This is a genomic window from Aquabacterium sp. J223 (genome assembly GCF_024666615.1).
Lineage (GTDB): Bacteria > Pseudomonadota > Gammaproteobacteria > Burkholderiales > Burkholderiaceae_C > J223.
In genome coordinates, this window is record NZ_CP088297.1 from 582,485 (window position 1) to 602,070 (window position 19,586).

Below are 19,586 nucleotides of genomic sequence, written 5' to 3' on the forward strand. Positions count from 1 at the left end.
GGCCGGTCGTATTTCACACCGGGTCCGAGGCCGCCGCGAGGCGGCTTCGATCTTTCTCCGCCCCTGATCCTGCAGAGGACGGGCCATGCCCTTCGGCACGCTCGACCGCAACCCGCCGCCGTTCTTCCGGCAGGGCCACTCGGCGCTGACCAAGCTGGTCGTGTGCTCGGCGCTGGCGCTGTTCCTGATGGTGGCCGACACCCGGCTGAAGCTGATGGGGCCGTCGCGCTCGGTGCTGGCCACGGCGTTGCTGCCGCTGCAGCGCGCGATGCAGGTGCCGCTGGAGATCTGGCGCGGCGGCGGCGACTACCTGCTGGGCCTGGCCCAGGCCCGCGCCAAGGAGGACGAGGCGCTCCGCCGACTCGCCGCGCAGAGCGAGCGCATCGCCCGCGTCGCCCAGCTCGAGACCGAGAACGACCGCCTGCGCGCGCTGCTGGACCTGAAGCCGAAGGTGCAGGTGCGCTCGCTGGCCGCCGAGGTGCTCTACGAAGCCCGTGACCCGTTCTCCCGCAAGGTGATCATCGACCGCGGGCAGGTGCACGGCGTCGTCGCCGGCGCGCCCGTGGTCAACGAGGCCGGCGTGCTCGGCCAGGTGGTCCGCCTGTACCCGTTCGGCGCGGAGGTGGCGCTGCTCAACGACAAGGACTTCGCCATCCCGGTGCTCAACACCCGCACCCAGGCCCGCAGCGCGGCCTACGGCGCCACCTCGGCCACCGGCATGGAGCTGCGCTTCATGGCGACCAACGCCGACGTGCAGGCCGGCGACCTGCTCACCACCTCGGGCGTGGACGGCATCTACCCACCGGGCATCCCGGTGGCGAAGGTGGTGAGCGTCGACCGGCAGAGCGACTCCGGCTTCGCCCGCATCGCGCTGGCGCCGCTGGCCACCACCGACGCGGTGCGCCACGTGCTGGTGCTGGAGCCGCTGGCGCTGCAGCTGCCCGAGCGGCCCGACGTCGCCGACGCCCCGGCCGAGGCGCCGGCGAAGAAGCCACCCGCCAAGCCGGCCACGGGAGGCCGCCGATGATCATGCCGCGCGGCTCCGACCAGCTGCTGCTGCCGCTGAACCCGCTGTTCATGTGGTTCACGCTGCTGCTGGCGCTGCTCGTCAACATGGTGCCGGCCGGCCGGGTGGCCTGGATGCCCGACGTGCTGGCGCTGGCGGTGGTGTTCTGGAACGTGCACCAGCCGCTGCGGGTGGGCATCGGCTCGGCCTTCGTCTTCGGCCTGCTCATGGACGTGCACGCGGGCGCGGTGCTCGGCCAGCACGCGCTGGCGTATGCGCTGCTGTCGTACTTCGCCATCACCATCCACCGCCGGCTGCTGTGGTTCTCGGTGCCGGCGCAGGCGCTGCAGATCCTGCCGCTGTTCTTCGGCGCGCACGCGGTGTCGCTGCTGGTGCGGCTGCTGGCCGGCGGCATGTTCCCCGGCTGGGAGATCGCCCTGGCCCCGCTGATCGAGGCGCTGCTCTGGCCGATCGCCAGCTGGCTGCTGCTGGCGCCGCAGCGGCGGGCGCCGGACCGTGACGAGCATCGACCGCTATGACCGAGTTGAAGAACGTCGAGCACGAGCTCAGCCGCTTCCGCTGGCGCATGCTGGCGGCGGCCGTCTTCGTGCTGTTCTGCTTCGGCCTGATCGCCGCGCGCATGGTGGTGCTGCAGGTGCTGCGCCACGAGGAGCTGGCGCTGCAGGCCGAGAACAACCGCATCGCGGTGGTGCCCATCGTGCCCAACCGCGGCCTCATCGTCGACCGCAACGGCGTGGTGCTGGCCAACAACTACTCCGCCTACACCCTGGAGATCACGCCCGGCAAGCTGGACGCCGGGCTGGAGGAGACCATCGACGCGCTGTCGCGGGTGGTCAACATTGAGGCCCGCGACCGGCGCCGCTTCAAGCGGCTGATGGAGGAGTCGAAGAGCTTCGAGTCGCTGCCGCTGCGCACCAAGCTGTCGGACCTGGAGGTGGCCCGCTTCACCGCGCAGCGCTTCCGCTTCCCGGGCGTCGAGGTCAAGGCGCGCCTTTTCCGCCACTACCCCTTCGGCGAGGTGGGCAGCCATGTGCTGGGCTACATCGGCCGCATCAACCGCAAGGAGAAGGAGGCGCTGGAGGAGCAGCCGGAGGAGGTGCAGGCCAACTACCGCGGCACCGACTACATCGGCAAGCTCGGCGTCGAGCAGCGCTACGAGCAGGAGCTGCACGGCATCACCGGATTCGAGCAGGTGGAGACCAGCGCCGGTGGCCGTGCGGTGCGGCGGCTGAACAGCCAGCCGCCGACGCCGGGCAACACCGTGGTGCTGTCGATCGACATCAAGCTGCAGGCGCTGGTCGAGCAGATGTTCGGCGACCGGCGCGGCGCGCTGGTGGCGCTGGACCCGCGCTCGGGCGAGGTGCTGGCCTTCGTCAGCAAGCCCACCTTCGACCCCAACCTCTTCGTCGACGGCATCGACGCCGAGTCCTGGCGCACGCTCAACGAATCGCCGGACAAGCCGCTGCTGAACCGGGCGCTGCGCGGCACCTACCCGCCGGGCTCGACCTTCAAGCCCTTCATGGCGATCGCGGCGCTGAACAGCGGCAAGCGCGCGGCCAGCACGGTGATCATGGACAACCTGACCTACAGCTTCGGCGGCCGCACCTTCGGCAGCCCGGAGGCCGACCGGCCGGGACCGAAGGACATGAGGTTGGCCATCGTCGGCTCCAGCAACGTCTACTTCTACAGTCTGGCCAACGAGATGGGCGTGGACCTCATCCACGAACAGCTCCACCCCTTCGGCTTCGGCCGCAAGACCGGCATCGACCTGGACGGCGAGGTCACCGGCGACCTGCCCTCCACCGAATGGAAGCGCAAGCGCTTCCGCCGGCCCGAGCACCAGAAGTGGTACGCCGGGGAGACCATCTCGCTGGGCATCGGCCAGGGCTACAACAACTTCACCATGCTGCAGATGGCCACCGCCACGGCCACGCTGGCGTCCGGCGGGCTGCGCTACAAGCCGCGGCTGGTGCGCGAGGTGCACGACCTCATCACGCACGACAAGCGGCGCATCGCCAGCGACGCGTTGGAGGCGCTGCCGCTGAAGCCCGAGCACACCGCCGTCCTCCGCGACGCGATGCACGGCGTGACCATCAGCGGCACCTCGCGCACGGTCTTCGCCGGCGCCGGGTACCCCAGCGGCGGCAAGACCGGCACCGCCCAGGCGGTGGGCCTGCGCGCCAACGAGAAGTACAGCGCCTCGCGGGTGGCCGAGCACCAGCGCGACCATTCGCTGTACGTCGCCTTCGCGCCCGTGGCCGAGCCGGAGGTGGCGCTGGCCGTCATCGTCGAGAACGCCGGCTGGGGCAGCGGCGCGGCGGCGCCGATCGCGCGCCGGGTGCTGGACTACCTGCTGCTCGGCCTGTACCCCAGCGAGGAGGACATCGCCCTGCTGCGCGAGGGCAAGGCCGGCGCCCCGGTGGGCACGCCGCGCAAGGCCGCCGACGTGCCGTTGCCGGGCCAGACGGTGGTGCCGCCCGCCACCGGTCCGGGCCTGCCCGCGGTGGCCGCTGCGCAGACGCGCGGCGGGCCGGTGGCGCTGGCCGGCGCTGTGGAAGGGGCGGTGCGATGAGCGGGCCGGGCGCCGGGCCGCTCCGACGCTGGCCCGCCATCCCCTCGCCGGACGGGGGGCTCACGTGAGCGCGGTGTTCGACAAGCCGTCGCTGTGGCAGCGGGTGCGGCCGGTGTTCGGCGGCTTCGACCTGCTGCTGGCCGGCGCCGTCGTCTGGCTCGCGGCGATGGGGCTGGTGACCATGTACTCGGTGGGCTTCGACCACGGCACCCGCTTCGTCGACCACGGCCGCAACATGCTGCTGGGCCTGGCCATCCTCTTCCTCGTCGCGCAGGTGCCGCCGCAGCGGCTGATGGCGATCTCGGTGCCGTTGTACATGCTGGGCTGCGCCCTGCTGGTGGCCACGCTGCTGTTCGGCATCTCCAAGAAGGGCGCCACGCGCTGGCTGAACGTGGGCATCGTCATCCAGCCGTCGGAGATGATGAAGATGGCCACGCCGATGATGCTGGCCTGGTGGTTCCAGCGCCGCGAGGGCCGCCTGCGGGTGCTCGACTTCGTCGTCGGCGGGGTGCTGCTGCTCATCCCCTTCGGCCTGGTGGCCAAACAGCCGGACCTGGGCACCTCGCTGCTCATCCTGTCGTCGGGGCTCTACGTCATCTTCTTCGCCGGGCTGTCGTGGAAGCTGATCGTGCCGGTGCTCGCCGCCGGCGGGGTGGCCATCGGCGCGCTGGTCCTGTCGGGCGATGCCATCTGCCAGCCCGGCATCGACTGGCCCGGCCTGCACGACTACCAGAAGCACCGGGTGTGCACCCTGCTCGACCCGACCAAGGACCCGCTGGGCAAGGGCTTCCACATCATCCAGGGCATGATCGCCATCGGCTCCGGCGGCATCGACGGCAAGGGCTTCATGCAGGGCACGCAGACGCACCTGGAGTTCATCCCCGAGCGCACCACCGACTTCATCTTCGCCGCCTTCTCCGAGGAGTTCGGCCTCATCGGCGTGGCCATCCTCATGACCGGTTTCCTGGCGCTGATCTTCCGCAGCCTGATGATCGCCGGCGACGGGCCGACGCTCTACACCCGCCTGCTGGCCGGCGCCATCGGCATGAGCTTCTTCACCTACGCCTTCGTCAACATGGGCATGGTGAGCGGCATCCTGCCCGTGGTCGGGGTGCCGCTGCCGTTCATCAGCTACGGCGGCACGGCGATGGTGACGCTGGGGCTGGGGCTGGGCATCCTGATGTCGGTGGCGCGCGCGCGGCGCCTCATGCAGAGTTGACCGCGCCCGGCGGGCCGGCGTCGCCCTGGCCGGGTTCCACCGCGAAGCGCACCGTCATGCGGGTGCCGCCGGCCGGGCCGGCGTCCACCGCCACCGTCGCGCCGTGGCGCAGCGCGATCTCGCGCACGATGGCCAGGCCCAGCCCGCTGCCGTCGACGTTGGTGCCGAGCGAGCGGTAGAAGGGCTGGAACACCAGCTCACGCTCCTCGGCCGCGATGCCGGGCCCCGAGTCGTCCACCTGCAGCACCGCCACCTGGCCGAAGGGGTCGGGCACCACGCGCAGGGTGACCTCGCCGCCGGCCGGGGTGTACTTCAGCGCGTTGTCCGCCAGGTTGCGCACCAGCTCCCGCACCAGCACCGGCTGGCCGCGCAAGGTCGTCGTCTCGTCGTCGTCGGCCGGTCCGTCGTAGCCGAGGTCGATGCGCTTGTCCAGGGCCCGCGGCAGCAGCTCGCGCACGGTGTCGCCGGCCAGCGCCACCAACGGCACCGGCTGGCGGCGCAGCGCCTGTTCCTTGTCCTCGGCGCGCGCCAGCGCGAGCAGCTGGTTGACCATGTGCGCCGCCTGCGTGCTGGAGCGCGCGATCTGCTGCAGCGACTGCTTCAGCGCCGCGGCGTCGGCCTGGCCGGCGTCGATCTCGCGCTGGGCCAGTTCGGCCTGCATGCGCAGGCCGGCCAGCGGCGTCTTCAGCTGGTGGGCGGCATCGGCCAGGAACTGCTTCTGCGCACGCACCGAGCGGTCGAGCCGCCCGAGCAGATCGTTGATCGATCGCACCAGCGGCGACACCTCCTCCGGCACGTCGCGGTCGGCGATGGGGCTCAGGTCATGGCTGTCGCGCTCACGGATGCGCTGCTGCAGCGCATTCAGTGGCGCGATGCCGCGCGCCAGCGCCAGCCACACCAGCAGCACCGCCAGCGGCAGGATGACGAACTGCGGCAGGATGACGCCCTTGATGATCTCGGTGGCGAGCCGGGAGCGCTTCTCCAGCGTCTCGGCCACCTGCACCAGGGGCGGTGTCTCGCCCTCGGCCAGCGGACCGTCGGCCAGCCAGAGGTAGGCGATGCGCACCGCCTCCTCGTTCACGGCGCCGTCGCGGAATTGAACCTCGCCCAGGTTGCCCGGCGCGCCCTCGGGCGGCGGCAGCAGGCCGTCGCCGGCGAGCAGTTCGCGCCGCAGCCCGAGCACCTGGACGTAGACCCGGTCGGTCTCGTCGCCCGCCGGCAGCTCGCCGGTGAGCAGCACCCGGGGACCGCGTTCGCCGGCCTCGGTCACCGCGATGCGGGTGGCCAGCAGGCGGGCGCGTTCGCCGAGCTCGCGGTCGTACGGCTGGTTGGCGATGCCCTGCGCCACCAGCCAGGTCAGCGCCACGCTCATCGGCCACAGCAGCAGCAGCGGCGCGAGCATCCAGTCGAGGATCTCGCCGAAGAGGGAGCGCTGCTCGCGGGTCATGCCCGCCCCTCGGCCGTCCGGTACGCCGGCCGATCCGCCACGGCAAAGGCGGGCCGGCATGGGAGCGGCCCGGCGCCCGGCCCGCGCGCGCTGTTCAAAGTCACGCGCCCGCGACGGGCGGTGTGCTCACCTTCTCCAGGCAGTAGCCCAGCCCGCGCACCGTGGCGATGCGCACCGGCCCCTGTTCGATCTTCTTGCGCAGCCGGTGGATGTAGACCTCGATGGCGTTGTTGCTCACCTCCTCGCCCCATTCGCACAGGTGCTCGACCAGCTGGTCCTTGCTGACGAGGCGGCCGGCGCGCTGCAGCAGCACCTCCAGCAGGCTCAGCTCCCGGGCCGACAACTCGACCAATTGGTCGTTGAGGTAGGCCACGCGGCCGGTGGCATCGAAGCTCAGGGGACCGTGGCGGATCAGCGGGCCGGCGCTGCCCAGGCCGCGCCGCGTCAAGGCGCGCACCCGCGCCTCCAGCTCCTGCAGCGAAAACGGCTTGGCCATGTAGTCGTCGGCGCCGAGGTCCAGCCCCTTCACGCGCTGCTCCACGCTGTCCGCCGCGGTGAGGATGAGCACCGGCACCTTGGAGTCGCGCAGGCGCAGCTTGCGCAGCACCTCCAGCCCGTGCAGCTTGGGCAGGCCGAGGTCGAGGATGACGAGGTCGAACTCGTGGCCGGCCAGCGCGGCGTCGGCCTCCGTCCCGGTGGCCACATGGTCCACCGCATAGCCGGCGCGGCGCAGCGAGCGCAGCAGCCCGTCGGCGAGCACCTGGTCGTCTTCGGCGATGAGGATGCGCATGGCAGGAAGCTCCGTGACGGCGTCCAGTATCGGGGATCGGTCGGCGGCTTCCTCCCCGCAGTTCCCTGGAGTGGCTCACCCCTTGAGCCAGCCCGCCCGCATCATGGCGTGCAGAGGCGGTTGACCGGTGCCCGAACCTTCTAGGGATTTGCCGGCGCTCCACCGAACGATACTGTACGAAAAGCCAGTTTGTGCCACAATGCCGGCTCACCAGGAGAAGCCCATGGACGCCCCCGTCAAAGCCTTGAACACCGAAAAGGCCAAGGCCCTGCAGGCCGCGCTGGCCCAGATCGAAAAGCAGTTCGGCAAGGGCTCGATCATGCGCCTGGGCGAAGGCGAGGTGATCGAGGACATCCAGGTCGTCTCCACCGGCTCGCTGGGGCTGGACATCGCGCTCGGCGTCGGCGGCCTGCCGCGCGGCCGGGTGGTCGAGATCTACGGCCCCGAGTCGTCCGGCAAGACCACCCTCACCCTGCAGGTCATCGCCGAGATGCAGAAGCTGCAGGGCACCTGCGCCTTCATCGACGCCGAACACGCGCTCGACATCCAGTACGCGCAGAAGCTGGGCGTCAACCTGCAGGAGCTGCTGATCAGCCAGCCCGACACCGGCGAGCAGGCGCTGGAGATCGTCGACGCGCTGGTGCGCTCCGGCTCGGTGGACCTCATCGTCGTCGACTCGGTGGCCGCGCTCACGCCCAAGGCCGAGCTCGAAGGCGAAATGGGCGACTCGCTGCCCGGCCTGCAGGCCCGCCTGATGAGCCAGGCGTTGCGCAAGCTCACCGCCACGATCAAGAAGACCAACTGCATGGTCATCTTCATCAACCAGATCCGCATGAAGATCGGCGTGATGTTCGGCAGCCCGGAAACCACCACCGGCGGCAATGCGCTCAAGTTCTACGCCTCGGTGCGGCTGGACATCCGGCGCATCGGCAGCATCAAGAAGGGCGAGGAAGTCATCGGCAGCGAGACCAAGGTCAAGGTGGTGAAGAACAAGGTCAGCCCGCCCTTCAAGACCGCCGAGTTCGACATCCTCTACGGCGAGGGCATCAGCCGCGAGGGCGAGATCATCGACATGGGTGTGGAGGCCAAGGTGCTGGACAAGTCCGGCTCCTGGTACGCCTACAACGGCGAAAAGATCGGCCAGGGCAAGGACAACGCACGCGAGTTCCTGCGCGAGAACGCCGACCTGGCCCGCGAGATCGAGAACAGGGTGCGCGAGTCCATGGGCATCCCGCTGCTGGGCGGCGCCGCCGCCGGCGCGTAAAGGCGCCCTTTCCCGGCGGCCGGGCGGGGCGAAAGCGAGCCGACATGCCGGGCGGCAAGCCACCGCTGTCGATCAAGGGCCAGGCGCTGCTGTGGCTGTCCCAGCGCGAGCACAGCCGCGCCGAGCTGCGGCGCAAGCTGCTCGAGCGGGAGCGGCGGCAGGCGCGCCTGCGGGGTCCGGCGGCGGGTGGTGCCGACGCCGATCGCGCGCCCGACGGCCCCCCATCGGGGCCGAGGCCGACGCCGAGGCTGGTGATGGGGATCCGCGTCGGGCGACACGCTGTGCCTCGCCCCATTGCATCGACCAGTTGCTCGACTGGCTGGAGCGACAGGGTTTCCTGTCCAACCAGCGCTTCGTCGACAGCCGGGTCCACCTGCGCGCCCAGCGCTACGGACACCGGCGGGTCGAAGCGGAGCTGGCGCAGCACGGGCTGTCGCTGTCGCCGCAGCAGCGGCAGGTGCTGCAGGACAGCGAAGTGGCGCGGGCGCACGCGGCCTGGGCCCGGCGTTTCGGACAGCCGCCCGCCGACCTGTCCGCCCGGGCCAAACAGACCCGTTTCCTGCTGCAGCGCGGCTTTTCGCCGTCGGTGGCGCGGCAGGTGCTGGTGATGGCGGGCGCGCCGGTGGACGGGGAGACGGCGGCCTGAGTCGAGGCGCAGCACCGGCGGGGGATCAGGGTTGGCCCGGTGTTAAAGTTCGCCGCCGGCTGCCGCGCCCCGAGCGGGCACGCTGCCGGCGCCGTCCGGACCCTCTGCCAGCGCCTTGCGCGCAGGGCCGCTGGTGCGGGACGGCCGGACGCCCCCGATGGCGTGTTGCCATCCGGCCAAGTCGCCCCTCGAACCAGCACCTCCCATGAAGATTCACGAGTACCAAGGCAAGGAAATCCTGCGCCAGTTCGGCGTGCCGGTCCCTCGCGGCTATCCGGCGTTCACTGTCCAGGAGGCGGTGGAAGCGGCGCAGAAGCTGGGCGGCCCGGTGTGGGTGGTCAAGGCGCAGATCCACGCCGGCGGCCGCGGCAAGGGCGGCGGCGTGAAGGTGGCCAAGACGATCGACGACGTCAAGCGCCTGGCCGGCGAGATCCTCGGCATGCAGCTGAAGACGCACCAGACCGGCCCCGAAGGCCAGAAGGTGCGCCGGCTCTACATCGAGGACGGCGCCGACATCCAGAAGGAGTACTACGTCTCGCTGGTGACCGACCGCGCGACGCAGAAGGTCGCCTTCATCGCGTCCAGCGAAGGCGGCATGGACATCGAGGAGGTGGCGCACGCCACGCCCGAGAAGATCATCACCGAGTACGTCGACCCGCTGGCCGGCCTGGGCGCCGAGCAGGCGAAGAAGATCGCCGCGGGCATCGGCCTGCCGGCCGAGTCGAGCCAGCAGGCCGTCGACCTGTTCCAGAAGCTCTACAAGTGCTACATGGAAACGGACGCGTCGCTGGTGGAGATCAACCCGCTCAACCGCGACAGCAAGAACAACCTGGTCGCGCTGGACGCCAAGTTCAACTTCGACTCGAACGCGCTGTTCCGCCATCCCGAGGTCGTCGCGCTGCGAGACCTCGATGAAGAAGACCCGGCGGAAGTCGAGGCCAGCAAGTTCGACCTCGCCTACATCAGCCTGGACGGCAACATCGGCTGCCTGGTCAACGGTGCCGGTCTGGCGATGGCGACGATGGACACCATCAAGCTGTTCGGCGGCGAGCCGGCCAACTTCCTCGACGTCGGTGGCGGCGCCACCGCCGAGAAGGTGACCGAGGCCTTCAAGATCATGCTGAAGAACCCGGAGGTCAAGGGCATCCTCGTCAACATCTTCGGCGGCATCATGAAGTGCGACACCATCGCCACCGGGGTCATCACCGCCTGCAAGGCGGTCAACCTGCAGGTGCCGCTGGTCGTGCGAATGAAGGGCACGAACGAGGAACTGGGCAAGAAGATGCTGGCCGAGTCCGGCCTGCCCATCATCGCCGCCGACACCATGGCCGAAGCCGCGACCAAGATCGTCGCCGCGGTCGCTTGACGACAACCACCTTCACCGCACCCACGCCCGAGCGCCGGGCCGCCCCAAGCCGGGCGTGATCCCCACGGGGGATCGGGTGCGGTAACCCGCACACGAGGGGCACCAATGTCCATCTACATCGACAAGAACACGAAGGTCATCACCCAGGGCATCACCGGCAAGACCGGTCAGTTCCACACCCTGGGCTGCCAGGCCTATGCCAACGGCAAGGCCGCCTTCGTCGCCGGCGTGAACCCGAAGAAGGCCGGCGAGCGCTTCTCCGACATCCCCATCTACGCCAGCGTCAAGGAAGCGAAGTCGCAGACCGGCGCGACGGTCAGCGTCATCTACGTGCCGCCGGCGGGCGCCGCCGCCGCGATCTGGGAGGCGGTGGAAGCCGACCTCGACCTGGCGATCTGCATCACCGAGGGCATCCCCGTGCGGGACATGCTCGAGGTGCGCAACAAGATGAAGGCCAAGGAAGCCGCCGGCGGCAAGAAGACGCTGCTGCTGGGCCCCAACTGCCCTGGCCTGATCACCCCCGACGAGATCAAGATCGGCATCATGCCCGGCCACATCCACCGCAAGGGCCGCATCGGCGTCGTCTCGCGGTCCGGCACGCTGACCTATGAAGCGGTGGCGCAGTTGACCGAGATCGGCCTCGGTCAGTCCAGCGCGGTGGGCATCGGCGGCGACCCGATCAACGGCCTGAAGCACATCGACGTGATGCAGGCCTTCAACGACGACCCGGACACCGACGCGGTGATCATGATCGGCGAGATCGGCGGCCCGGACGAGGCCGAGGCCGCACGCTGGTGCAAGGCCAACATGAAGAAGCCGGTCGTCGGTTTCATCGCCGGTGTCACCGCCCCCCCGGCAAGCGCATGGGCCATGCCGGCGCCCTCATCTCCGGCGGGGCGGACACCGCAGACGCCAAGCTGGCGGTGATGGAGGAGTGCGGTTTCAAGGTGACCCGCAACCCCTCCGAGATGGGCAAGCTGCTCAAGGCGCTCATCTAGCGCCTGCGGCCGCCCGCCCCCGGTGCACCGAGGGCTCGCGGCGGCCGCCATCGCAGGCCGCCCGTCGGGCGGCCTGCCTGCTCGTGGCGCCGTCGAGCCCACGTAATTCCACGCACCTGCCATCCGGCCGGCGCTTCTAAACTCGCGGGCTGACCGGGCCCCTCGAGACAGACCAGAGAGCACACGATGGAACAGTTCATGACCGGCCACTTCTGGCTCGCCGTCGGCCAGATCATCATGATCGACATCCTGCTGGGCGGCGACAACGCGGTGGTCATCGCGCTGGCCTGCCGCAAGCTGCCGCCCAAGCAGCGCACCCAGGGCATCCTCTGGGGCACCGCCGGCGCCATCGGCCTGCGCGTGGTGCTGATCTTCTTCGCGCTGACGCTGCTGGCCATTCCCTACCTGAAGCTGGTGGGCGCGGCGCTGCTGCTGTGGATCGGCGTCAAGCTGCTGGTGCCGGAGCACGAGGGCGAGCACGAGATCGAGGCCTCCGACCGGTTGTGGTCGGCGGTGAAGACGGTGATCGTCGCCGACTTCGTGATGAGCCTGGACAACGTGATCGCGATCGCCGGCGCCGCGCAGAACGCCGGCGAGGAGCACCAGATGGCGCTGGTCATCTTCGGTCTGGTGGTCAGCATTCCGATCATCGTCTGGGGCAGCCAGCTGGTGATCAAGCTGATGGACCGCTTCCCCATCATCATCACGCTGGGCGGCATGCTGCTGGGCTGGATCGGCGGCACCATGGCCGTCAGCGACCCCGCGATCGTCAACAGCCTGCCCGCCGGCGCCAGCCCGGGCGAGCCGGCCGCCTGGCTGCGTTACGCCGCCGGCATCGGCGGTGCCCTGCTGGTGCTGGCCATCGGCAAGGCGCTGGTCCTGCGCCGCGGCAAGAGCCCGACCGCCTCGCACGCGTCCTGATCGCCGGCCGGACGCCGCGGTGCTACAACCGCGGCGTGGCGAACCTGCTCCAACGATTTTTGGGCCGGCTTGGCGCCGGTTCGACGCGGCCGGGGGGAGTGAGCCCTGACGGCGGCTTCGGCCGGATCGCCCATTACCGGCTGGACCTGCTCGTCGCCCGCGGGCCGATGAGCGAGCTCTACGCCGCCACCGACCTGCGCGACGGACAACGCCGCGCCCTCAAGCGCCTGTGCCTGGACGGCGTCGGCGCCGGCGACGAGGGCGCGCACCAGCGCTTCGTGCAGGAGGCGCAGACGGCGTCTCGGCTCCACCACCCGCACATCGTCCAGCTCATCGAGGCCGGGCAGTGGGAAGGCCAGGCCTTCCTGGTGATGGAGTTCCTCAGTGGACGCGACCTGACCACCTACGTTCGCCCGGCGCGGCTGCTGCCGGAACCGGTGGCGCTGCAGGTGGCCGGGGCGCTGGCACTGGCGCTGGATCACGCGCACCGGCAGGGGGTGGTGCACCGCGACGTGAAACCGGCCAACGTGCTGCTGGACCTGCCGCGCCGGCAGGTGAAGCTCACCGACTTCGGCATCGCGAGGTCGGTCGACGCGGAGGGCACGCGCAGCGGCCTGGTGCTGGGCACCCCGACCTACATGGCGCCGGAGCAGCTGGCCGGCGCGCCCGCCGGCGCCGCCGGCGACTTCTACGCCCTCGGCGCCGTGCTCTTCGAGCTGCTCACCGGCCGGCCGCCCCACGTGGCCGACACCCTTGGCGAGCTGCTGCGCAGCATCGCGGCGCACCCGGCGCCGTCGCTGCGGTCGCTGCGGCCCGAACTGCCGCATGCGCTGGATGACATGACCGCCGCGCTCCTGGAACGCGACCCGCGGCGGCGGCTGGCCGACGGACCAGTGGTGGCCGCCCGGCTGGCCGAGATCGAGGCCGACTGGCCGCAGGCATGAGCCCTGGCCGCCACCCCTCCGGATCGCGACGCGGACGGTCCGGCCGGCGCGTTCACCGCCCGGCGATGTGCACAACCGCCGGCTCGCGGGTGCGTCTGCGCCAGGCGTCCGCCACCATCCACGGCACAATTGCCGCCGATCCTGAAGCGGCCGGCGTGTCATGAGCTACGAATTCTTCAGCCTCGTCGACACCGGCCTGGCCCGCAGCAACAACGAGGATTCGGTGGCCGTGGACGAGGCCAGCGCCCTGGCGGTGCTGGCCGACGGGATGGGCGGCTACAACGCCGGCGAGGTGGCGAGCGGCATGCTCACCTCGTTCATCAAGGCCGAACTGGGCCGCTGGCTGGAGCAGGCGGGCGCCGCCGCCAGCGACGCCGACGTGCGCCGCGCGATGGACATCTGCGTGGACAACGCCAACCGTGCCATCTTCAACGCGGCCAACAGCAATCCGCAGTACGCCGGCATGGGCACCACGCTGGTGATGGCCGTGTTCCGCGAGAGCCGGCTGCTGCTCGGCCATGTGGGCGATTCGCGGGGCTACCGCTTCCGGCAGGGGGCGCCTGGTGCAGCTCACGCGCGACCACTCGCTGCTGCAGGAGCAGATCGACGCCGGCCTCATCACGCCCGAGCAGGCCGCCTTCTCCGCCAACAAGAACCTGGTGACCCGCGCCGTCGGGGTCGAGGACACCGTGCTGCTGGAGACGCACGGCCACGAGGTGCAGGCGGGCGACATCTGCCTGCTGTGTTCCGACGGACTGTCCGACATGCTGGACGCCAGCACCATCGCCCACGTGCTCCAGTCGCAGGACACGCTGCCCGGCATGGGCCAGGCGCTGATCGACGCGGCCAATGAGGCGGGGGGAAGGATAATATTGCGGTGGTCCTGATCCGTGCCGGCGGGCCGGCACCGGGCGCGTCCAAGTCCTGGTGGCGATTCGGCCGTTGAGACCCGGCGGCGCGGTCCGACGGACGTTCTTCACCCCCAACAGGCGCACGCAGCAGGCGCAGCGGCACGAAAGGCAAGCATGGGAAAACTGGTCGTGTCCCTCGATGGTGTGGTGATCAAGGAAGTTCAGATCACCAAGGACAAGACCACCCTGGGCCGCCGCCCGTACAACGACATCGTCATCGACAACCTGGCGGTGAGCGGCGAGCACGCAGTGCTGCAGATGGTGGGCAACGACGTCTTCATCGAAGACCTGAACAGCACCAACGGCACCTACATCAACGGCAAGGCCGTCAAGAAGCAGCTGCTCGCGCACAACGACACGGTCGAGATCGGCAAGTACAAGATCAAGTACCAGGCCGACGAATCGAACGAGTATGAGCGCACGCTGGTGCTGCGGCCGGGCACCAACCCGCCGAACTTCGCGCACACCGCGCCGCTGCCCTCGGGCTTCGGCGCGCTGCCGTCGCTGGCGCCCGCGAGCATCAAGGTGCTCAACGGCGCCGCCGCCGGCCGCGAGGTGACGCTGACGAAGGTGGTCACCACCGTCGGGAAGCCGGGCGTGCAGGTGGCCTCCATCACCAAGCGGCCGGGCGGTTATGTCTTCGCCCACGTGGAGGGCAGCCTGCGGCCCACGGTCAACGGTGCGCCGCTGGCGGCGGAATCGGTCCCGCTGAAGGATGGCGACGTCATCGAACTGGCCGGCACGCAGATGCAGTTCATCCAACGCTGACGCCCCGGCGCCCTGGGTGGCGGCGTGAGGACATCACGCCGGCCGTCGGGCGTTGAGCACGGTCGCCCGCGACCCGGCAAAAGGCCCGGTCGCCTGCCTTGTCCGATGCCCCTGCGGGGCAGAACATACGGCCACGACGGCCGCCGGCCATCGCGTCGAACCCTTCAGCCTTCGCCCCTCCTTCCGCCCATGACGATCCGCGTGCTCGGCTGCTCCGGCGCCATCGCCGCCGACTGCCGCACCACGGCCTTCCTGCTCGACGACGACGTGCTCATCGACGCCGGCAGCGGCGTGGGCGACCTCACCTTGGACGAACTGGTCCGCATCGACCACATCCTCGTCAGCCATTCGCACCTGGACCACGTGCTGGCCATCGGGCTGCTCGCCGACAGCGTGCTGCGCCGGCGCCAGGACACCGGCCGCGGCGCCATCACCGTGCACGGCCTGGCGTCCACGCTTCAGGCGCTGCGCGAGCACCTGTTCAACGGCGTCATCTGGCCCGACTTCACCCGCCTGCCCAGCGCCGAGCAGCCGGCGCTGCGGCTGACCCCGTTCACCGTGGGGGACCGGCTCGCCGTCGGTCGCCGCCACGTCGAAGTGCTGCCCGCTCGCCACACCGTGCCGGCCGTCGGCTTCGCCGTGCTGGCCGACGGAGACGGACCTGCGCCGTGGGCCTATTCCGGCGACACCGCCGACGAGCCCGCGCTGTGGCAGCGCTTGACCGACCTCGGCATCCGCGAACTCGTCATCGAGACCGCGTTCGGCAACGATGAGCAACCGCTGGCCGAGATCAGCCAGCACCTGTGTCCGCGCACCCTGGGCCGGGCGTTGGCCCAGCTGCCGGAGGGCCTGCAGGTGCACATCACCCACGTCAAGCCGGGCGAACTGGAGGCCGTCATGCGCCAGGTCCGCCGGCTGGACGCCCCGCAGACGATTCGAGCGCTGAACGCCGGTCATCGTTTCGAACTGAACGAGGCCTGACAAATTGCGGCACGGGAAGGCCTTCCCGGCCGCGTCGCGTCCCCCTAACTGACCAAGCGCGTCGCAAACCGTGAAGAAACACACGGTAAGAAGTCGCAAACTTGCTCCGCGTCGGCTGGCACAAGCGATGCACCTGTCGGTCCGTCGGATTCACCCGCCCCACTCACTGTCAAGGAGCAACCCATGAAGCGTGTCCAGCAAGGCTTTACCCTCATCGAACTGATGATCGTCGTCGCGATCATCGGCATCCTCGCGGCGGTGGCGCTGCCGGCGTATCAGGACTACACGGTCAAGGCGAAAATCGGCAACGCTCTTTCGTCTGTCGATACGCTGAAGACGGCGGTGGCACTGTGCATTCAGGAAACCGGAAGTCGAACGGGTTGCTCCACGTCTTCCAACGGTATTCCGGCCTTTTCGGCCACCAAGGAAGTTGCCAGCGCCTCTGTCACTGATGGTGTGATTACCGCGACGCTGGCTTCCGGCATCCATTCTCAAGTGAACGGTTCGACCATCACGTGGAGTCCGAACGTCGGCACCAGCAGCGTGACGTGGGCCATCACGACCACCGTTAGCCATGCCGCTGCTTCGGAGTTGATCACGAAGCAAAGCGTCGCAGCCTCAGGCACCTAACGCCTGTTGCCTAGAAAGGGCCAGCTCTAGAGCTGGCCCTTTTCGCTTCCTTCGTGTTGGTGATGATGCGGCTTGAGGTTGGCCAGCGCGCGCTGCTTGTTTTCCTGTTCTCGATGCCCTGGGTGCTTTACCCAGCGCATCACCGCAGCCCTCACGATGTCGCGCGAATCATCGTCATGGCGATCACCCTGCTAGCGGCTTGGAGCCTGCCACGTGTCGTCCTCACGCCGCGGCGGCTCCTCCGGCTGAGTGTCGTGCCGATGGCACTGGCCGCACTGGTAAGTCTCGCCCTGCTGTCCGCAGCGGTCGCGCCGGTTCGAGAGGTCGCTTTTCGCGAACTTGCTCAGTTGGTGGGTCTGGTTTGCGTATCAGCCATGGTTGCCATGCAGACAGGTCACCAACGGGAGGAACGCCTTCTGCTGCTGGCTTGCGTGTGGGGTTCGGCCGCCTACTCTGCTCTCGTTCTCACCCTCGTCCTCAGCGGCACGGCTGCTCAAGCCGCTGGCCTGCGCGAGGACGTCTTCGTGGGCTACGCCAACTACCGCTTTTTCAACCACGTCCAATCGATCGCCTTGCCGGTCTTGGCCATCGCCGCCACGCACGCTGCCGCTGGCGGCGCTCTGCGTCGGTGGGCCTGGTTCTCGTTGGTGAGCGGTTTTGCCTTCCTCTTCTTTCTCGGCGGCCGTGCAACGCTGTCCGGACTTGCGGTGGGATGGCTGATATGTGCCGTTTGCGCCCGAGGGTCGGCTGCGAGATTGCTGCGAAATCTTCTGCTTGCCGCGATTGCCGGGTTGGCGCTGTACCTGCTGCTTTTCGTCATAGGCCCGCTGGTGCTCGGCATGCCGGCGGATCGCATGGACGCCTCACGGACGGGAAGCGTCCATGCGCGGTTCGAGCTCTGGCGTTTGGCGTGGGGCTACATCGTCTCGTCGCCGTGGTTGGGCATCGGGCCGATGCACTATGCGCACTACGTGAATCCGGAGGCGGCGCATCCGCACAACGCCTATCTGCAGGTCGCCGCCGAATGGGGTGTACCCGTGGCCGTTCTTGCCATCGTCTTGGCTTTGACCGGCCTGCACCGCTTCATGTCCCGGCTGCGGAGCACCACGGACGAGCGGCAGGCGGTTGTTGGCGCCGGGCTGCTGCTGGCGCTGACCTCGGCCCTGGTCGACGCGTTTTTCTCAGGCAACCTCGTCATGCCCGTGTCCCAGTTGTGGTTCGCCATGGTCGTCGGCTGGGCGTTCGCCTGGTACGCGCGGCAGGCGCCCGCTTCCGACGGTACAGGGTCGACTGCGGCCGGCGAACGGTCACTGATCCAGTGGATCCTGCCGCTGCTCCTGGTGTCCAGCCAGCTCTGGTTGTGGTGGAGCATCTGGCCGGAGTGGACCGATCTGCCGGCACACCTGGACCGCGTCAAGGCCGAACTGGCAAACAATGAGCGGTTGAACCCGCGCTTCTGGTCGCACGGCTGGTTTTAGCTCTCGATGGGCGCGGACGCCCTGACCACTCGCGCTGATCGCCACACTCCATGGACTTGAAGACGTCGCCCGTCGGGTGCGTGGGCCGCACCCTTGGCATGGCGCCTGCGTTGCTGACCTTGCCCGTCGTGTGGGCCTTCACCGCGCCGCCGGCGGCCACGACGTTGAACCAATGCCTGGCCTTGGCGGCAGCCGGCGCCACGCTCCTCACCCTGACCAAGCGGGTCAAGCCATCGACTTTCCACGTCGGGCTGCTGATCGTGGGCGGCATTCTCGCGGTGCTAGGGTTGCTGCAGGTCTTCGGCTCAGGAGACATCGGCCTGCCCGACAACAGTCGAGCCGTGGGTCCCCTCCGTCAACCGAACCACATGGCGACGCTGTTGCTGTGGGCGGCGGTCGCACTGGTCTTCGCCACGGAACGGCGCTGGGTGGCTCGGGCGCTCGGCGCTGGTCTGCTGTCTGTACTGGTGTTCGCAGACCTCATGACCGCATCGCGCACCGGTGCGATCGGCATGGCGCTGCTGTGTGCATGGGGCGCGATCGACCACAGGCTCGCGTCTTTCACGCGCCGCCTGCTGCTGGCTTCGCCGCTGCTCTACGGCGCCGAGTGGCTGTTGATGCGTTGGTGGTCCACCGCCACCGCCGCCCCCTTCATGGCCGCCGACCGTCTCCAAACCGAAGGCCTCTCCTCCTCCCGCTACGCCATCTGGTCCAACACGCTCGACCTCATCGCCCAGCAGCCCTGGACCGGCGTCGGCTGGGGGCGCTTCAACTTCGCCTGGTCGCTGACGCCCTTTCCCGGCCGGCCGCCGGAGCTGTTTGACCATGCGCACAACCTCCCGCTGCACCTGATGGCGGAGCTCGGCATCCCCTTGGGCGGTGCGATCACGCTCGGGTTGTTGTGGTCGATGTGGCGGGCGTTCCGCCGCAGCTGGGCGGTGGCCGGCGAAGATGGGATCGCCTACCGCGCGGCCTTCATGATGCTGGTGATGGTGGGTCTGCACAGCCTGCTGGAGTACCCGCTGTGGTACCTCTACTTCCTGCTGCCCACGGCCTGGCTGCTCGGGCTGTGCCTCGGCGCCCCGGTGCCGGGCGAAGTGCCGAGGCCGGCGTCGCGCACCGAGGTGCGCGTCTGGACCTGGGCCCTGCGCGGGGTCGGCCTGCTGGCGATCGCCGGCGCCGTGTGGGCCTGGCAGCAGTACATGACCGTCTCGGTGATCTTCCAGTCCCGCCCCGGCCTGCCGCCGCTGGCCGAGCGCATTGCCGAGGGCCAGCGCAGTCCGTTGTTCGGCCACCAGGCCGACTACGCGCAGGTCACGATGGCCGAGCGGCCGTCGGAACTCATGCCCGCCTTCGACCGGCCGGTGCTGCAGCTGCTCGACGCCCGCCTGATGACGGCCTGGGCCAAGGCCTTCGCCGAACGCGGCGAGCTCGACAAGGCGCGCCACCTCGCCGCCCGCATGCGGGAGTTCGGCTTCGCGGCGGAGTTCTTCGCGCCCTGCACCTCGGCGCCGGCCGACGGCCAGCGCCCCTGGCAGTGCGAGCCGCCCTCGCGGCTGCTGCACTGGCGCGAGTTCCTGCCCCCGCAGCGCTGACGCCGTGCGGCGTCCCGCCGGCGCCAGCG

Annotated in this window: 15 protein-coding genes and 3 pseudogenes; 16 read left to right on the top strand and 2 right to left on the bottom strand. The window is 69.6% G+C overall.

Features of this window, described 5'->3' with window-relative positions; genetic code table 11:
- Positions 1–85: 85 nt before the first annotated feature.
- The 4 genes from mreC to rodA all read left to right on the top strand — a co-directional run bounded on the left by mreC (position 86) and on the right by rodA (position 4,818).
- Positions 86–1,027, top strand: a complete 942-nt coding sequence (mreC, locus tag LRS07_RS02770; RefSeq protein WP_260500501.1) for a rod shape-determining protein MreC — start codon at positions 86–88, stop codon at positions 1,025–1,027.
- Entirely contained in the window at positions 1,024–1,545 is a 522-nt protein-coding gene (gene mreD / locus LRS07_RS02775; RefSeq protein WP_260500502.1) for a rod shape-determining protein MreD, read from the top strand. Before mreC ends, mreD begins: the two co-directional genes overlap by 4 nt.
- Positions 1,542–3,599: a penicillin-binding protein 2 gene (gene mrdA / locus LRS07_RS02780; protein WP_260500503.1), complete on the top strand. Its 2,058-nt coding sequence runs from the start codon at positions 1,542–1,544 to the stop codon at positions 3,597–3,599. The genes mreD and mrdA overlap by 4 nt, the downstream gene beginning before the upstream one ends.
- Before the next feature lie 64 nt (positions 3,600–3,663).
- Complete coding sequence (gene rodA, locus LRS07_RS02785; RefSeq protein WP_260500505.1) at positions 3,664–4,818, top strand: rod shape-determining protein RodA; 1,155 nt, start codon at positions 3,664–3,666, stop codon at positions 4,816–4,818.
- Here the strand turns inward: rodA and LRS07_RS02790 are convergent.
- Together LRS07_RS02790 and LRS07_RS02795 are read right to left on the bottom strand one after the other, a co-directional pair.
- On the bottom strand, positions 4,805–6,265 hold the full coding sequence (locus LRS07_RS02790; protein WP_260500506.1) for a sensor histidine kinase: 1,461 nt from the start codon (positions 6,263–6,265) through the stop codon (positions 4,805–4,807). The two genes, rodA and LRS07_RS02790, sit on opposite strands and share 14 nt — an antisense overlap.
- Positions 6,266–6,365: 100 nt before the next feature.
- The gene (locus tag LRS07_RS02795; RefSeq protein ID WP_260500507.1) at positions 6,366–7,055 is read right to left on the bottom strand and encodes a response regulator; all 690 of its coding nucleotides are present in this window, start codon (positions 7,053–7,055) and stop codon (positions 6,366–6,368) included.
- A 223-nt stretch (positions 7,056–7,278) separates the two neighbouring features.
- Here LRS07_RS02795 and recA point away from each other — a divergent pair, with 223 nt between their 5' ends.
- The 12 genes and pseudogenes from recA to LRS07_RS02855 all read left to right on the top strand — a co-directional run bounded on the left by recA (position 7,279) and on the right by LRS07_RS02855 (position 19,557).
- Positions 7,279–8,319, top strand: coding sequence for a recombinase RecA (gene recA, locus LRS07_RS02800; protein ID WP_260500508.1), 1,041 nt, complete (start codon positions 7,279–7,281; stop codon positions 8,317–8,319).
- 44 nt (positions 8,320–8,363) lie between these two features.
- Positions 8,364–8,965, top strand: a pseudogene (locus LRS07_RS22175) (regulatory protein RecX).
- Between the two features lie 205 nt (positions 8,966–9,170).
- Positions 9,171–10,331, top strand: a complete 1,161-nt coding sequence (gene sucC, locus LRS07_RS02810) for an ADP-forming succinate--CoA ligase subunit beta (RefSeq protein ID WP_260500510.1) — start codon at positions 9,171–9,173, stop codon at positions 10,329–10,331.
- A gap of 105 nt (positions 10,332–10,436) precedes the next feature.
- Positions 10,437–11,329, top strand: a pseudogene (sucD, locus tag LRS07_RS02815) (succinate--CoA ligase subunit alpha).
- Positions 11,330–11,515: 186 nt separating this feature from the next.
- Complete coding sequence (locus LRS07_RS02820; RefSeq protein ID WP_260500511.1) at positions 11,516–12,250, top strand: TerC family protein; 735 nt, start codon at positions 11,516–11,518, stop codon at positions 12,248–12,250.
- Positions 12,251–12,348: 98 nt separating this feature from the next.
- Positions 12,349–13,194, top strand: a complete 846-nt coding sequence (locus tag LRS07_RS02825; protein WP_260500512.1) for a serine/threonine-protein kinase — start codon at positions 12,349–12,351, stop codon at positions 13,192–13,194.
- Positions 13,195–13,354: 160 nt separating this feature from the next.
- Positions 13,355–14,140 (top strand): annotated as a pseudogene (locus LRS07_RS02830) (Stp1/IreP family PP2C-type Ser/Thr phosphatase).
- 79 nt (positions 14,141–14,219) lie between these two features.
- Entirely contained in the window at positions 14,220–14,873 is a 654-nt protein-coding gene (locus tag LRS07_RS02835) for an FHA domain-containing protein (RefSeq protein WP_260500513.1), read from the top strand.
- Between the two features lie 189 nt (positions 14,874–15,062).
- Positions 15,063–15,854 carry an MBL fold metallo-hydrolase gene (locus tag LRS07_RS02840; RefSeq protein WP_260500514.1) on the top strand — a complete coding sequence of 264 codons (792 nt, stop codon included), beginning with the start codon at positions 15,063–15,065 and terminating at the stop codon, positions 15,852–15,854.
- Between the two features lie 183 nt (positions 15,855–16,037).
- Positions 16,038–16,484 carry a pilin gene (locus LRS07_RS02845; RefSeq protein WP_260500515.1) on the top strand — a complete coding sequence of 149 codons (447 nt, stop codon included), beginning with the start codon at positions 16,038–16,040 and terminating at the stop codon, positions 16,482–16,484.
- Between the two features lie 62 nt (positions 16,485–16,546).
- Positions 16,547–17,962: an O-antigen ligase family protein gene (locus LRS07_RS02850; RefSeq protein ID WP_260502020.1), complete on the top strand. Its 1,416-nt coding sequence runs from the start codon at positions 16,547–16,549 to the stop codon at positions 17,960–17,962.
- A gap of 98 nt (positions 17,963–18,060) precedes the next feature.
- Positions 18,061–19,557 carry a PglL family O-oligosaccharyltransferase gene (locus tag LRS07_RS02855; RefSeq protein WP_260500516.1) on the top strand — a complete coding sequence of 499 codons (1,497 nt, stop codon included), beginning with the start codon at positions 18,061–18,063 and terminating at the stop codon, positions 19,555–19,557.
- The last annotated feature ends 29 nt before the right edge of the window (positions 19,558–19,586 follow it).

Coding starts and splice junctions, on each gene's coding strand:
- mreC (WP_260500501.1), top strand. CDS start 86: ATGCCCTTCGGCACGCTCGACCGCAACCCGCCGCCGTTCTTCCGGCAG.
- mreD (WP_260500502.1), top strand. CDS start 1,024: ATGATCATGCCGCGCGGCTCCGACCAGCTGCTGCTGCCGCTGAACCCG.
- mrdA (WP_260500503.1), top strand. CDS start 1,542: ATGACCGAGTTGAAGAACGTCGAGCACGAGCTCAGCCGCTTCCGCTGG.
- LRS07_RS02790 (WP_260500506.1), bottom strand. CDS start 6,265: ATGACCCGCGAGCAGCGCTCCCTCTTCGGCGAGATCCTCGACTGGATG.
- LRS07_RS02795 (WP_260500507.1), bottom strand. CDS start 7,055: ATGCGCATCCTCATCGCCGAAGACGACCAGGTGCTCGCCGACGGGCTG.
- recA (WP_260500508.1), top strand. CDS start 7,279: ATGGACGCCCCCGTCAAAGCCTTGAACACCGAAAAGGCCAAGGCCCTG.
- sucC (WP_260500510.1), top strand. CDS start 9,171: ATGAAGATTCACGAGTACCAAGGCAAGGAAATCCTGCGCCAGTTCGGC.
- LRS07_RS02820 (WP_260500511.1), top strand. CDS start 11,516: ATGGAACAGTTCATGACCGGCCACTTCTGGCTCGCCGTCGGCCAGATC.
- LRS07_RS02835 (WP_260500513.1), top strand. CDS start 14,220: ATGGGAAAACTGGTCGTGTCCCTCGATGGTGTGGTGATCAAGGAAGTT.
- LRS07_RS02840 (WP_260500514.1), top strand. CDS start 15,063: ATGACGATCCGCGTGCTCGGCTGCTCCGGCGCCATCGCCGCCGACTGC.
- LRS07_RS02845 (WP_260500515.1), top strand. CDS start 16,038: ATGAAGCGTGTCCAGCAAGGCTTTACCCTCATCGAACTGATGATCGTC.
- LRS07_RS02850 (WP_260502020.1), top strand. CDS start 16,547: ATGATGCGGCTTGAGGTTGGCCAGCGCGCGCTGCTTGTTTTCCTGTTC.
- LRS07_RS02855 (WP_260500516.1), top strand. CDS start 18,061: ATGGCGCCTGCGTTGCTGACCTTGCCCGTCGTGTGGGCCTTCACCGCG.